The 14180-nt window shown below is 70.4% G+C and carries 11 protein-coding genes; 6 read left to right on the top strand and 5 right to left on the bottom strand.

Features of this window, described 5'->3' with window-relative positions; genetic code table 11:
* Positions 1 to 39: 39 nt before the first annotated feature.
* The 4 genes from BJ964_RS24095 (at position 40) to BJ964_RS24110 (ending at position 4441) form a co-directional block, all read left to right on the top strand.
* Complete coding sequence (locus tag BJ964_RS24095) at positions 40 to 1248, top strand: polyamine ABC transporter substrate-binding protein (protein WP_203832769.1); 1209 nt, start codon at positions 40 to 42, stop codon at positions 1246 to 1248.
* 3 nt (positions 1249 to 1251) lie between these two features.
* Positions 1252 to 2115 carry an ABC transporter permease gene (locus BJ964_RS24100; RefSeq protein WP_188122796.1) on the top strand — a complete coding sequence of 288 codons (864 nt, stop codon included), beginning with the start codon at positions 1252 to 1254 and terminating at the stop codon, positions 2113 to 2115.
* Positions 2112 to 2906 (top strand): ABC transporter permease, encoded by a 795-nt coding sequence (locus BJ964_RS24105; protein ID WP_188122797.1) that lies wholly within the window; start codon positions 2112 to 2114, stop codon positions 2904 to 2906. Before BJ964_RS24100 ends, BJ964_RS24105 begins: the two co-directional genes overlap by 4 nt.
* A 155-nt stretch (positions 2907 to 3061) precedes the next feature.
* On the top strand, positions 3062 to 4441 hold the full coding sequence (locus tag BJ964_RS24110) for an aspartate aminotransferase family protein (protein ID WP_188122798.1): 1380 nt from the start codon (positions 3062 to 3064) through the stop codon (positions 4439 to 4441).
* 320 nt (positions 4442 to 4761) lie between these two features.
* On the opposite strand, the gene BJ964_RS24115 is transcribed toward BJ964_RS24110, so the two are convergent.
* A complete protein-coding gene (locus BJ964_RS24115; RefSeq protein WP_229806882.1) occupies positions 4762 to 6840 on the bottom strand; it encodes a glycoside hydrolase family 3 protein in 2079 nt (692 codons plus the stop codon).
* A gap of 170 nt (positions 6841 to 7010) precedes the next feature.
* Between BJ964_RS24115 and BJ964_RS24120 the strand changes: the two genes are divergently transcribed.
* Both BJ964_RS24120 and BJ964_RS24125 read left to right on the top strand, forming a co-directional pair.
* Entirely contained in the window at positions 7011 to 7439 is a 429-nt protein-coding gene (locus tag BJ964_RS24120; protein ID WP_188122800.1) for a response regulator, read from the top strand.
* Positions 7440 to 7522: 83 nt separating this feature from the next.
* Entirely contained in the window at positions 7523 to 9622 is a 2100-nt protein-coding gene (locus BJ964_RS24125; RefSeq protein ID WP_223149602.1) for a GAF domain-containing protein, read from the top strand.
* On the opposite strand, the gene BJ964_RS24130 is transcribed toward BJ964_RS24125, so the two are convergent.
* From BJ964_RS24130 to BJ964_RS24145, 4 genes are read right to left on the bottom strand one after another with little or no spacing between them, the layout of a single operon-like run.
* A complete protein-coding gene (locus BJ964_RS24130) occupies positions 9623 to 10894 on the bottom strand; it encodes an NAD(P)/FAD-dependent oxidoreductase (RefSeq protein WP_188122801.1) in 1272 nt (423 codons plus the stop codon).
* Positions 10895 to 10898: 4 nt separating this feature from the next.
* Positions 10899 to 11354: an Lrp/AsnC family transcriptional regulator gene (locus BJ964_RS24135; RefSeq protein ID WP_183222112.1), complete on the bottom strand. Its 456-nt coding sequence runs from the start codon at positions 11352 to 11354 to the stop codon at positions 10899 to 10901.
* 48 nt (positions 11355 to 11402) lie between these two features.
* Entirely contained in the window at positions 11403 to 12671 is a 1269-nt protein-coding gene (gene gabT / locus BJ964_RS24140; RefSeq protein ID WP_188122803.1) for a 4-aminobutyrate--2-oxoglutarate transaminase, read from the bottom strand.
* A 2-nt stretch (positions 12672 to 12673) separates the two neighbouring features.
* Positions 12674 to 14110, bottom strand: a complete 1437-nt coding sequence (locus BJ964_RS24145) for a gamma-aminobutyraldehyde dehydrogenase (protein WP_188122804.1) — start codon at positions 14108 to 14110, stop codon at positions 12674 to 12676.
* Positions 14111 to 14180 lie beyond the last annotated feature (70 nt).

A 14180-nucleotide genomic window follows, 5' to 3' on the forward strand; every position in this document is an offset into this window, starting at 1 on the left:
TTCCAGTCCAATATGCCGGACCCCTCCCTCCTGCGAGGCATGACGCGTTCCCGGCTCGGCCGGCGTGACGCGCTGCGCCTCGGCGGGTTGTCGGCGATGGGCGCATTCCTCGCCGCGTGCGGCGTGGAGGGCAAGGGCAAGCCGCAGGCCAGTGTGGCACCCGACGCCGTCGCCAAGTTCTGGGCCAACAAGACGCAGAACGGCAAGCTCAACTTCGCCGGCTGGCCGCTCTACATGGACCCGAAGAAGCCCGAGCTCAAGAAGTTCACGCAGAAGACCGGCATCCAGGTGACCTACGACGAGGTCATCCAGGAGATGGCGCCCTGGTTCGCCAAGGTGCAGCCGCAGCTGTCCGCCGGGCAGTCGATCGGCTACGACGTCATGGTCATCACCAACTCGAGCCAGTTCGGCCAGTTCCGGGACTCCGGCTTCCTGGCGCCGCTGGACCACGCGAAGCTGCCCAACTACGCGGCCAACGCCGCCAAGTCGTACGCGAACTCGTCGTACGACCCGGGCAACGTGTTCAGCATCCCGTACGCGTCCGGCATCACCGGCATCGCCTACGACCCGTCCAAGATCAAGGAACCGATCACCAAGCTGTCCGACCTGTGGAACCCGAAGTACAAGGGCAAGGTCGGCATGTTCCGCGACGTGCAGGAGCTGGGCAACTTCGGTCTGCTCGCGGCCGGCATCGACCCGGCCAAGTCGACCGAGACGGACTGGCAGAAGGCGGCGGCGGAGCTCCAGAAGCAGAAGGACGCCGGCATCGTCCGCAACTACTACGACCAGAGCTACGTCGACGCGCTCGGCAAGGGCGAGGTCTGGATCACCATGGCCTGGTCCGGTGACATCTTCCAGAAGAACGTCTCCGACGGTACGAACTTCAAGTTCGTGATCCCCGAGGACGGCGGCACGATCTGGACCGACAACATGGCCATCCCGGTCACCGCCGAGAACCCGGTCGACGCCATCATGCTGATGGACTTCCTCTACGAGCTGGAGAACGCCACCACGCTCGCCGAGTACATCAACTACGTGTGCCCGGTCCCGGCCGCGCAGGCGCAGATGAGGAAGCACGCCGCCGCGCTCACCGGCGAGGACAAGGAGTACCTGCTCTCGGTCGCGGAGAGCCCGCTGGTCTTCCCGGGCGAGACCGAGTACGACCGCCTGCACTACTACGTCGACTTCAACACCGCGGAGGAGAAGAAGGACTTCGAGCGGGTGTTCCAACCGATCGTGCTGGGGTAACCGATGGACCGGGTAAAACGTACACTCTCCCCCTACCTGCTGGTCCTTCCCGGCGGGCTGTGGCTCCTGCTGTTCTTCGCGGTACCGATGGCCACCATGCTGTCGCTGTCGCTGCAGGAGGGCGACATCGTCAACGGGTTCGTCTTCACCGGCCACTGGCAGAACTATGTGGATTCGATCTCGGCCTACCAGACCCAGTTGATCCGTTCGCTGGTGTACGGCGCCATCACGTCGGTCGTCCTGATCGTGCTGGCGTTCCCGGTCGCATACTGGATCGCCTTCTACGGGGGTCGTAAGAAGGCGACCTACCTGTTCCTGATCCTGCTGCCGTTCTTCGTGTCGTTCGTCCTGCGCACCATCTCGTGGCGGATGCTCCTCACGGACGACGGCGTGCTGCTGCACCCCTTGAAGGAGGCCGGGTTGCTCCCGGCCGACTTCCAGATCCTCGGTACGGCGACCGCGGTCATCGCCGGCCTGGTGTACAGCTTCCTGCCGTTCATGGTGCTGCCGATCTACGTGGCGCTGGAGCGGATCGACCCGCGGGTGGTCGAGGCGGCCCGGGACCTGTACGCGTCCCCCCTCACCTCGTTCCGGAAGGTCATCTTCCCGCTGGCGCTGCCCGGTGTGTTCGCCGGCGTGCTGATGACCTTCGTACCGGCCACCTCCGACTACGTGAACTCGGAGCTGCTCGGCAGCTCCGAGACCACGATGATCGGGCAGGTCATCCAGGCGCAGTTCCTCTCGAACTCCGACTACCCGACGGCCTCGGCACTGTCCTTCACCCTGATGACGGTGCTGCTGATCGGCGTCTTCGCCTACGCCCGGGCGCTGGGCACGGAGGATGTCATGAAGGTGGCGGCCCGATGAGACCCCGTATCGGCGGCGACCGCCTGCTCCACGTCTACACCTGGATCCTGATCGCCTGGCTCATCCTGCCCATCGCCGTGATGATCCTGTTCGGCTTCAACGATCCCCAGGGCCGGTACAACCAGACCTGGCAGGGCTTCACGCTCAAGTGGTACGGCGAGGTCTTCGCCCTGGAAGCTCTCACCGACGCCCTGGTGGTCTCGCTGCTCATCGCGGTGGCGACCGCCCTGATCGCCGGCGCCCTGGGCACCGGCATGGGGTACGCGCTGGGCCGCTGGCGGTTCCGCGGCGCCGGCGCGCTGAACCTGCTGATGTTCGCGGCGATCGCCTCGCCCGAGCTGGTGATGGGCTCGTCGCTGCTGAGCCTGTTCGTCTCGCTGGGCGCGCCCCTGGGCCCGGTGAGCATCACCATCGCGCACGTCATGTTCTCGGTGTCGTTCGTGGCGGTGGTGGTCCGGGCCCGGGTGGTGACCCTGGACCGGTCCCTCGAGGAGGCCGCGGCCGACCTCGGGGCGAGCGGGTGGACCACGTTCTGGAAGGTGATCTTCCCGATCATCCTTCCGGCCATCCTCTCCGGCGTGATGCTGGCGTTCGCGCTCTCCATCGACGACTTCGTGATCACCAACTTCACGGCCGGCACCACGCAGACGTTCCCGCTGTGGATCTGGGGCTCCACCCGGGTCGGCCTGCCGCCGCAGGTCAACGTCATGGGCACGATGATCTTCGCGGGCGGCGTGCTGCTCGCCGTCCTGACGAACATCCGGTCCCGGCCCCGCAAAAAGGCCGCGTAGGTCAGAGGAGCAACGGCCCGGCACCCTGGTGGGGGTGCCGGGCCGCTGTTGTTCCAGCACAGAAACTGCGCGGAAATAGTCGTGCCTAGACTTGTGTGCAACGGATTCCGTGGGCAGGATCATGTCTACCTCTGGAACTAGTGGGAGAGATATTCGTGACCGATCGACCTGCTGATGTGGACGCGCTCTCCGCGACCGCCCGTGACCACCTGTGGATGCACTTCACCCGGCTCTCCACGTACCAGGACAACCCGGTTCCGGTGATCACCCGTGGCGACGGCTGCTACGTGTGGGACTCGACCGGCCGGCGCTACCTCGACGGCCTCTCCGCGCTCTTCGTCGTCCAGACCGGCCACGGCCGCCAGGAGCTGGCCGAGGCGGCCGCCAAGCAGGCCGGTGAGCTGGCCTACTTCCCCATCTGGTCGTACGCGCACCCCAAGGCCATCGAGCTGGCCGGCCGCCTCGCCGACCTGGCCCCCGGCGACCTGAACCGGGTCTTCTTCACCACCGGCGGCTCCGAGGCCGTCGAGTCCGCGTGGAAGCTGGCCCGCTCCTACTTCAAGCGGGTCGGCAAGCCGCTGAAGACCAAGGTCATCTCCCGGGCCGTCGCCTACCACGGCAGCTCGATGGGCGCCCTGTCGATCACCGGCATCCCGCCCTTCAAACAGGACTTCGAGCCGCTGGTCCCGTCGACGATGCGCGTACCGAACACGAACTACTACCGCCGCCCCGACGAGAACATGACGCCCGAACAGTTCGGGATCTGGGCCGCCGACCGCATCGCCGAGATGATCGAGTTCGAGGGCCCGGACACGGTCGCCGCCGTCTACCTCGAACCGGTGCAGAACGCCGGCGGCTGCTTCCCGCCGCCGCCCGGCTACTTCCAGCGGGTCCGCGAGATCTGCGACCGCTACGACGTGCTGCTCGTCTCCGACGAGGTGATCTGCGCCTTCGGCCGCCTCGGCGAGTACTTCGGCGCCGACCGCTACGGCTACCAGCCCGACATCATCACCGTCGCCAAGGGCCTGACCTCCGGCTACGTCCCGCTCGGCGCGATGATCGCCTCCGAGCGCCTGGCCGAGCCGTTCCTCACCGGCACCAACTGGTTCGCCCACGGCATCACCTACGGCGGCCACCCGGTCGGTGCCGCGGTCGCGCTGGCCAACCTCGACATCATGGAGCGGGAGGGCCTCAACCGGCACGTCCGCGACAACAGCCCGCTCTTCCGTTCGTACCTGGAGAAGCTCCTCGACCTGCCGATCGTCGGCGACGTCCGCGGCGACGGCTACTTCTTCGGCATCGAAATGGTCAAGGACAAGGCCACCAAGGAGACCTTCAACGCCGAGGAGTCCGAGCGCCTGCTCCGCGGCTTCCTGTCGACCGCCCTCTTCGACGCCGGCCTCTACTGCCGCGCCGACGACCGCGGCGACCCGGTCATCCAGCTCGCCCCGCCGCTGACCGCGACGGAGACCCAGTTCGCCGAGATCGAGCAGATCCTCCGCTCCGTGCTCACCGAGGCCCACAACCGCCTCTGACCAGCGTCACCCCGACCGCCCGGGCGCGCCCAGAGCCGCCCGGGCGCTCCGTTTCGGCTTCCGGATACCGCGAGCGCGCTCGTGGTCCAGCCAGGCGACTCTCTCGCTCTTCCCATTCTTGTACGGGACACGCGAACCCGCCGTCCCGGACCCGCGAGGCGCTGCCGGGTCCGGGCCGTGCCGCGCCCGCCGGGCGTGAGCGGGTGGTCCAGCTGCCTGAACACCCCTGATCTGCCGACGCGGCGGGGCGTGACGAACGGGCGCTGCGGGCCGGTATCGGCGCCCAGCGATGGACCGATCCTCGCCGGGCGCCGGATCCGTCAGCCGGCGAGCCGCTTCAGCAGGGCGGTGGCCTTCGCGGTGTCGCCGGACTCCTCGGCCAGCTGGGCGTCGGCGAATTTCTGCTGCCAGCCGGACGGGGCCTGCCCGGCGGCCGCCTTCTTCTGGGCGGCGTCGCGGGCGTCGGGGGCCGCCATGGTGCGCAGGCCCCAGCCGTAGGGGAACAGCGGCTCGTACGCCTGGTCGCCGACGTTGACCGGAACCTGCTTCACCGAGCCCGGCCAGCTCAACGGCAGGCGGCCGGTGAACGGCCGCTTGCCGAAGAGGACGTCGGCGACGCCGCCGCCCTCGCTGCCGGGCAGCCAGGAGGCCACCAGGGCGTCGATCTCGCCGAGCTGGTCGGTGATCACCTGCGGGCGGCCGGAGACGATCAGGACGACGCACTTGGCGACCGCGCCGCAGACCTTGCCGACCACGGCCCGGTCGGCGGGTTGCAGGGTGAGCGACTTGGGCTCCTTCTGCTCGTCGGTGCCGCGCGTCCAGGTCGTGCTGCCGACGTCACCGAAACCTTCGGCGTACGGTGTCTCGCCGACCACGACCACACCGACGTCGGAGCCGCCGATGGGTGCTGCGGCGTCGGCGCTGTACGTGACGGTCGCACCCGGGGCGACCTCGCGGATGCCGTCGAGGATCGTGGTGCCGGGGATGATGTCGCCGTTGCGGCCCTGCCAATCGATGGTCCAGCCGCCGGCCTGGTTGCCGATGTCGCCGGCGTTGCGGCCGGCCACGTAGATCTTGGCGTCGGCGGCGAGCGGCAGCAGGTTCCCGCTGTTCTTGAGCAGCACCTGCGACCGGGCGGCGGCCTCGCGGGCCAGCGCCCGGTGTTCGGCGCCGCGGACCTCGCCGAGGGTGACGTACGGGTTCTCGAAGAGCCCGAGCCGGAACTTGACGGTGAGGATCCGCTCGACCGCGTCGTCGATCCGGTCCGTGCCGATCCGCCCGGCGTCCACCTCGGCCTTGAGCACCTCCTGGAACCGCGGCGCGGTGTGCGGCTCCATGAACATGTCGATGCCGGCACCGACGCCGGCGCGGACCTGGCTGGGGGTGGGTTCGGCGGTGCCGTCGGGGTCGGTGGACGGCAGCTGGTGGATGCCCTCCCAGTCGGTGATCACGAAGCCGTCGAAGCCCAGGTCGCCCTTCAGCTTGCCGGTGATCAGCTCCTGGTCGGCGTGCATCTTGACCGGGTTGCCGGTGCCGTCCTCGGTCCAGTCGACGCTGGAGTAGGACGGCATGACGCTCTGCACGCCGTGTTCGGTGACGGCGGAGACGTACGGCGCCAGGTCGACGCGGTCGAAGTCGGCGCGGCTGGTGACGGTGACGCCCTGGTCGATGACGTAGTCGCTGTCGCCGGTGCCGTACTCGGTGTCGCCGTCGCCCGCGAAGTGCTTGACGGTGGCGACCACACCGTCTTTCTGGAGGCCGTCGACGGCCGCGCCGCCCAGCCGCCCGACCAGGGCGGGATCCTCGCCGAAGCTCTCGAAGGCGCGCCCCCAGCGTTCGTCGCGGGAGACGCAGACGCACGGCGCGAAGTCCCACCGGATGCCGGTGGCCCGCATCTCCCGGGCGGTGGCCTGGTAGACCCGTTCGACGAGTTGCGGGTCGCGGCCGGCGCCGAGGCCCACGTTGTGCGGGAAGACGGTGGATCCGTGCACGTTGCCGTTGCCGTGCACCGCGTCGATGCCGTAGAGGAGCGGGATCCTCAGCGGGGTGGCGAGCGCCGCCCGCTGGAGCGAGTTGATCATGTCGACCCAGGCCTGCGGTGTGTTCGGGTCGGGCACCGAGCCGCCGCCGGAGAGGACCGAGCCGAGACGCCACTCGGTGACCAGGTGCGGGTCGCCGGCCACCTTGACCCGCTCGGCCTGGGTCATCTGGCCGATCTTGTCGTCCAGGGTCATCCGCCCGAGCAGGTCGGCGACCCGGCTCTCGACGGGCTGCCCGGCGTCCAGGTAGAGCGGAGCGGCGTCGCCGGAACCGGAGTCGTTCCGCACCAGAACGGTGGCGGCGGCCGCCGCCAGCACGATTCCCCCGAGAGCCGCCACCAGCCGGTTCCGTGATCGCATTCGTCTCCTCGATGGTTCGGGTGGAGCGGATCCGAGTCTGCCGGAGCGCTCCCACGGCCCGTCGCGCGGGTCACGTGAGCAGGGACATCCGCGTTCGTAATTGTCCGGAAACGCCCCGGGTCCCGGCTCGCTGGCGCATGCTGGGACGAAGCACTTCCGACGGAGCTGACATGGTCGCATTGCTGATCGCCGAGGACGACGAGGACATCTCCCTGGTTCTGGCCAGGGTGTTCAAGCGAACCGGTATGACCGTCCTGCGCGCATCGGACGGATGGGCGGCGTACGAGACGATCGTCGAACAGCGGCCGGACGTCGTTCTGACCGATCTCGGCATGCCGCGGATGGACGGCTGGGAGCTGATAGACGCCATCCGGGCGCACGCGGACGAGGGGATCCGGCACATCCCGGTGGCGATCCTGAGCGGGCACCTGCGTCCCGGCGACCCACGGGCCGCCTCCTCCAAGGTCTGCGCCATCATGCTCAAGCCCTGCCCCAACGACCAGCTGCTGGCGACCATGGACGAGCTGGTCACGATCGGGCCGCACGACCATGACTCGGCCAACTCCCGCTGCCCCGCTGACCTGCCCGTTTCGGTATGAAAAAGTGGTATATATAGGTGTCGGGGCAAGGGTGGTGTGACAGCCCGTGACCACGGGCCTCGGTCGGGAGAATCGGGCGGGTCATGGTGGTGGTGCTGGACGAGGCGGTGCTGACGGATCCGGCCCGTCTGCGTGCGGTCGACCGCGCCCTCCTCTCGCTGCCCGGCCGGTCCACCCCGCTCGACGACACCGCCCGGCTGGTGGCCCGGCTGCTGCACACCCCGATGGCCTGCGTCACCCTGATCACCGACGACGAGGAGCTGTTCGTCGGCGAGCACGCCATCCCGCACGAGCTGAGCCTGCCCCGCCGGGCCCCGCTGCCCTACTCGGTCTGCAAGTACGTGGTCTCCGCCGACGCGGTCATCCTCAGCCGGGACATGACCGGGGAGACCGACGAGATCCTCAGCAAGCACCTGCTCGTCGTCGAGTTCGGGATCAGGGCGTTCCTCGGTGTGCCGATCCGTGACCGGGACGGCCGCCCGATCGGCTCGCTGACCGTCCTGGACCGCCGCCCGCGGGACTGGACCGCCGAGGACACCGACATCCTCGCCGCGGTCGCCGACACGATCCGGGTGCAGGACGACAGCGCCTTCCACTCCACGTTGCTGGAGAGCATGGAGGCCGGCGTGGTGGCCTGCGACCGCTCCGGCCGGATCGTCTACGCCAACCGCTCGGTGCGGGAGGACCTCGGTTTCAGCACGGAGGGACCGCTGCCGCCCGAGTTCGAGGCGGAGGCCTTCCGGGTGCTCGCCACCCCCGACCACCGGTCGATGTCGCCGGGCGAGAGCCCGCTGCTGCGCGCCCTCAACGGCGAGTGCGTCGTCTCCGAGGACGTGCTGGTCCATCGGCCCGGCCACCGGACCCGGATCTTCGACACCAGCGCGCAGCCCATCCTCGGCCTGACCGGTGACGCGCTCGGCGCGGTGGCGGTCGCCCACGAGGTCACCGCCCTGCGCCGGGTCGAGCGGTTCCGCAACTGCCACATCGCCGTGCAGCACGTGTTGCAGAGCGCCGTCACGGTGGCCGAGGCGACCCCCGAGGTGCTGCGGGCGGTCACCGCCACCCTGGGCTGGCCGGCGGCCGAGCTGTACCTGATCGACGAGGCGACCGGGCTGCTCCAGCCTTCCGGGCACTGGGACGCCTCCGGGCTGGATCCGGACGGCTTCTTCGGGCACATCCCGATCCGCGGGCAGGGCATCACCGGGCGGGTGTGGGAGACCGGACGGCCGATCTGGATGCCCGACCTGAGCCTGAGCACCGATCTGCGGACCGTCCACGAGCGTGAACGGGTGGAGATCTGTCTGCGGCGCGGCGTCCGGACCGCGCTGGCCGTGCCGGTCCGCGACGGCGGGACCCTTCTCGGCGTGCTGACCTGCTACGCCGGCACCCAGGAGTACGAGCCCGACCTGCTCACCGTGCTGCTCGACGGGGTGGCCGCGCAGGTCGGCGTCTTCGTGGCCCAGCGCCGTGCCGAGGAGCTGTCCCGCCAGCTGGCCCGGGCGCAGGCGGACTTCGTCGACCTGGTGGGGCACGAGCTGCGCACCCCGCTCACCTCGATCACCGCGAACGCCGCCCTCCTGGCCGAGGAGACGTCCGGCCTGGACACCGATTCCCGGCACATGGTGGAGACCGTCGCCCGCAACGCGGCCACCCTCCAGCGGATCGCGGACACCCTGCTCGACCTGGCCGGGCTCGACGCCGGGCACCTCGAACTGGACGTCGCCGAGGTGGACCTGGCGGCCCTGCTGTGCGACGCGGTGACCGCGGCCCGGCACACCGCCGACCGGCTCACCCTGGTCACCGAACTGCCCGCCGAGATGCGCCTGCCCGGCGACGCCGAACGGCTCCGTCAGGTCGTCGACGACCTGCTGCTCAACGCCGTCCGGTACAGCCCGCCCGGCGAGCCGGTGCACGTCACGCTGCGCGCCGACGACACGATGGCCGACCTGTGCATCGCCGACCACGGCATCGGAACCCCGGCCGGCGAGCACGACCGGGTGTTCGACCGGTTCTTCCGCGGCAGCAACGTGCGCCACCAGGGCACCCCCGGCAGCGGGCTGGGACTCAGCCTGGCCCGGGCCATCGTGCTGCTGCACGGCGGCACGATCCGGCTCTGCGACAACCGGCCGACCGGGACGATCGTGTGCGTGCGCCTGCCGCTGGCCGGGCCGCCCGGCGCCTGATCAGGCCGCCCGGCGGCGATCCAGGGCGTCGAGCAGGGCGGTGGCCCGCAGGCCCGCGTTGATGCCGAGCCAGCGGGCCGGTTCCGGCTCCCAGCGGCGCGAGCGGTGATTCACCCACGGCAGGGCGGTCAGGTCACTGTCGCGGCCGAGGATCAGATCAGCGAGGGTACGACCGGCGAGGTTCGCGGCCGCGACGCCGTCGCCCACGTAGCCCCCGGCCCAGCCGATCCCGTCCCGCAGGCCGACCGACGGCATCCAGTCGCGCGGGATGCCGAGCGGCCCACCCCACCGGTACGCGATCGGCGGGTCGATCCCGAACAGGTCGGTGAGCGTCGCCCGCAGCGCCTCGAACACTTCCGGCACCAGGTCGTACTCCGGCCGGACCCGGGACCCGAAGTGGTACGGCGCCCCGCGCCCACCGAACGCCAGCCGGTCGTCGGCGGTCCGCTGACCGTAGATGACCAGCCGCCGCTCGTCCGTGAACGTCTCCCGGCGGGCCAGGCCGACCCGCTGCCAGAACTCGGCGGGCAGCGGCTCGGTGACGATCATCAGCGAGTAGACCGGGGCCAGGTCACGGCGGTGACCGGTGAGCCCGGCGGTGTAGCCCTCCAGCGCCCGCACCACGTGCGCGGCGCGCAGCGTACCCCGATCGGTCTTGATCTGCCCGGTGGTGATCTGCTCGGCGCGGGTGCCCTCGTGGACGGTGACGCCGAGCCGCTCGACCGTCTCGGCGAGGCCGCGGACCAGCTTGGCCGGGTGCAGGGCGGCGCAGTGTTCGCTGTAGACGCCGCCGAGCACGTCCCCGGCGGCGCACATGGCGCGGGCCTCGCCGGCGCCGACGAAGCCCGGGTCCCGCCGGGCCCGCCGCAGCTGGACCGGGTTGCGGACCAGCGAGATGACGCCGCCCTTGGCGTAGTCGCAGTCGATGCCCTCGGCCGCGGTGACCCGCCCGACCTCGTCGACGGTGTCCTCGAGCGCCCGGGTCATCGCGGCGGCCGCGCCCGGCCCGAAGCGGCGGGACAGCCTCGCCTCGGAGACCGGGAACAGGCCGGACGCCCAGCCGCCGTTGCGGCCGGACGCGCCGAAGCCGCAGTACTCCGCGTCGACGACGACGATCCTCGTCCCCGGGGCGGCCTTGGCCAGGTAGTACGCGGTCCAGAGGCCGGTGTACCCGCCGCCGGCGATGGCCACGTCGGCGGCGGAGTCGCCGTCCAGCGGCGGGCGTCTCTCGATCGGGCCCAGGGAGTCGAGCCAGAAGGAGGGGCTGCTCATGCGGTTACCGTGTCCCCCAGGCGTAGGTCTGTTTCGCGAGGCGCAGGTACATGAAGGTGTCGGTCTCGCTGACGCCCTCGATGGCCCGGACCTTCTCGTTGAGGATGTCGAGCAGGTGCTCGTCATCGGTGCAGACCAGCTCGACCAGCAGGTCGTAGCGGCCGGCGCAGATCACCACGTAGTCCACCTCGGGGATCTCGGCGATCCGGTCCGCGATGGCGCGCAGGTCACCGTTGACCCGCAGGCCGACCATGGCCTGCCGGGCGAAACCCAGCGTGAGGGGGTCGGTGACAGCGACGATCTGCATGAGCCCGTTGTCCAGCAGCCGCTGTACGCGCTGGCGTACCGCCGCCTCGGAGAGCCCGATCGTCTTGGCCAGCGTCGCGTACGACATCCGCCCGTCGCGCTGCAGGTGCTCGATGATCAGTTTGTTGGTGTCGTCCAGGGTCACGTCCGTCACGGCGCGATTCTTCCCTGTAGAGCTTGACGTAGGCAAAGGGGTCGCCCGTCAGGATCGCAACGCGGCGCGGAGGATGCCGAGGCCGCGCCCGAGGTCCTCGTCGGAGATGACCAGCGGCGGCAGGAAACGCAGCACGTTGCCGTAGGTCCCGCAGGTGAGTGTGAGCAGGCCGGCGTCGTGGCAGGCCTTCGACACGCGCGCGGTCCGGGTGGGGTCCGGCTCGATGCCGCCGGGCAGCACCAGCTCGATCGCCAGCATCGCGCCCCGGCCGCGGACCTCGGCGACACCGGGATCCCTCATCTCCTGGAGAGCCGGCTCGATGATGGACTCGATCCGCCGGGCCGCGGCGCACAGATCCAGCTCGCGCATCGTCTCGATGGCGGCGAGCGCGGCCGCGCAGGCGATCGGGTTGCCGCCGTACGTCCCGCCGAGCCCGCCCGCGTGCACCGCGTCCATCAGCTCGGCCCGGCCCACCACACCGGCGATCGGCAGCCCGCCGCCCATGCCCTTGGCCGTGGTGATCAGATCCGGCTCCAGGCCCTCGTGCTCGGAGGCGAACCACTGACCGGTACGCGCGAAGCCGGTCTGGATCTCGTCGGCGACGAACACCGCCCCGTTCGCCTTCGCCCACGCCGCGATCGCCGGCAGGAAGCCCGGCGCCGGCACCACGAAACCGCCCTCGCCCTGGATCGGCTCGATCAGCACGGCCGCCACGTTCGGCCCGCCGACCTGTTTCTCGATCACGTCGATGGCCCGGCGGGCCGCCTCGGCGCCGGACAGGCCGCCGTCGCGCAGCGGGTACGACATCGGCGCCCGGTACACCTCCGGGGCGAACGGGCCGAACCGGTGCTTGTACGGCATGTTCTTCGCGGTCAGCGCCATCGTCAGGTTGGTCCGGCCGTGGTACGCGTGGTCGAACACCACGACGGCCGGCCGCCCGGTCGCGTGCCGGGCGATCTTCACGGCGTTCTCCACCGCCTCGGCGCCGGAGTTGAACAGCGCGGCCCGCTTCTCGAACGAGCCCGGCGTCAGGGCGATCAGCTGCTCGCAGACCGCCACGTACGACTCGTAGGGGGCGACCATGAAGCAGGTGTGGGTGAACCGCTCCACCTGCGCGCGGACCGCCTCGACCACCCTCGGCGCGGCGTTGCCCACGTTGGTCACGGCGATGCCGGAGGCGAAGTCGATCCACTCCCGGCCGTCGACGTCGGTGATCGTGCCGTTCTTCGCGTGGTCGACGTAGGCGTTCACCACCGAGCCGACGCCCTTGGCGACGGCCGCGAGCCGCCGCTTGTGCAGGTCTTCGGAGGACGTCACGGTCAGGCTCCCACGTTGTGCATGACGTGCTTGATGCGGGTGTAGTCCTCGAACCCGTACACCGACAGGTCCTTGCCGTGGCCGGAGTGCTTGAAACCGCCGTGCGGCATCTCGGCGACCAGCGGGATGTGGCAGTTGACCCAGACGCAGCCGAAGTCGAGCCGCTGGGTCATCCGCATGGCGGTGCCGTGGTCCTTCGTCCACACGCTGGAGGCCAGCGCGTAGTCCACGCCGTTGGCGTGGCGGACCGCCTCCTCCTCGTCGGTGAACCGCTGCACCGTGATGACCGGGCCGAACACCTCGTTCTGGATGATCTCGTCGTCCTGCCGCAGCCCGGAGACGACGGTGGGGGAGTAGAAGAAGCCGCGGTCACCGACCCGGGCGCCGCCGGCCTGGAGCACCGCGTGCTCCGGGAGCCGTTCGATGAAGCCGGCGACCCGGGCCAGCTGGTTCGCGTTGTTGACCGGGCCGTAGAGCACGTCCTCCTGGTCCGGGGCGCCGGTCTTGATCCCGCGGGCCTGCGCGGCCAGCGCCGCCACGAAGTCGTCGTGGACGCCGGCGCCGACCAGCACCCGGGTGGCGGCGGTGCAGTCCTGCCCGGCGTTGAAGTAGCCCGCCTCGGCGATCGACGCGGCGGCCGCCTCGACGTCGGCGTCGTCGAAGACCACGACCGGGGCCTTGCCGCCCAGTTCGAGGTGGGTGCGCTTGAGGTCGGCGGCGGCGCTGCCGGCCACCTCCATGCCGGCCCGCACCGAACCGGTGATCGACACCATCTGCGGGGTCCGGTGGGTGACCAGGGCGCGGCCGGTGTCGCGGTCGCCGAGGACCACGTTGAACAGGCCGGCCGGCAGGAACTCGGCGGCGATCTCGGCCAGCATGACGCTGGTGACCGGGGTGGTGTCGGACGGCTTGAGCACCACGGCGTTGCCCGCGGCCAGCGCCGGGGCGATCTTCCACATCGCCATGAGCAGCGGGTAGTTCCACGGGGTGACCTGGGCGCAGACACCGATCGGCTCGCGCCGCACGTAGCTCTCGAAGCCGTTCATGTACTGCCCCGCGGAGCGGCCCTCCAGCACCCGGGCGGCGCCCGCGAAGAACCGCAGGTGGTCGATGGCCGGCGGCAGCTCCTCGCTGGCGGTCAGGCCGAGCGGCTTGCCGGTGTTCTTCGACTCGGCGGCGACCAGCTCGTCGGCGCGGGCCTCGATGGCGTCGGCGAACTTGAGCAGGGCGCGCTGCCGCTCGCCCGGGGTGGTGTCACGCCACGTCTCGAAGGCGGTGGCGGCGGCCCGCATGGCCCGGTCGACGTCGGCGTCGCCGGAGACCGGCGCCGAGGCGAAGACCTCTCCGGTGGACGGGTCGACGAGATCCGCGTACCGCCCCTCGGCAGGCGCGACGGCCTCGCCACCGATGAGGTTGTGCAGCACCGTCTTCGCCGTCATTCCGCCTCCAGAGCCGTGGTATCAGCGCATTCGGCCCCATCTTTTCCGCTGAATCCGTTGCGAACAAGAG

The organism is Actinoplanes lobatus (genome assembly GCF_014205215.1).
Taxonomy (GTDB): Bacteria; Actinomycetota; Actinomycetes; order Mycobacteriales; family Micromonosporaceae; genus Actinoplanes; species Actinoplanes lobatus.

Excerpts from the sequence above, each read along its gene's own strand:
- BJ964_RS24095 (WP_203832769.1), top strand. The coding sequence starts at position 40 with ATGACGCGTTCCCGGCTCGGCCGGCGTGACGCGCTGCGCCTCGGCGGG.
- BJ964_RS24100 (WP_188122796.1), top strand. The coding sequence starts at position 1,252 with ATGGACCGGGTAAAACGTACACTCTCCCCCTACCTGCTGGTCCTTCCC.
- BJ964_RS24105 (WP_188122797.1), top strand. The coding sequence starts at position 2,112 with ATGAGACCCCGTATCGGCGGCGACCGCCTGCTCCACGTCTACACCTGG.
- BJ964_RS24115 (WP_229806882.1), bottom strand. The coding sequence starts at position 6,840 with ATGCGATCACGGAACCGGCTGGTGGCGGCTCTCGGGGGAATCGTGCTG.
- BJ964_RS24120 (WP_188122800.1), top strand. The coding sequence starts at position 7,011 with ATGGTCGCATTGCTGATCGCCGAGGACGACGAGGACATCTCCCTGGTT.
- BJ964_RS24125 (WP_223149602.1), top strand. The coding sequence starts at position 7,523 with ATGGTGGTGGTGCTGGACGAGGCGGTGCTGACGGATCCGGCCCGTCTG.
- BJ964_RS24130 (WP_188122801.1), bottom strand. The coding sequence starts at position 10,894 with ATGAGCAGCCCCTCCTTCTGGCTCGACTCCCTGGGCCCGATCGAGAGA.
- BJ964_RS24145 (WP_188122804.1), bottom strand. The coding sequence starts at position 14,110 with ATGACGGCGAAGACGGTGCTGCACAACCTCATCGGTGGCGAGGCCGTC.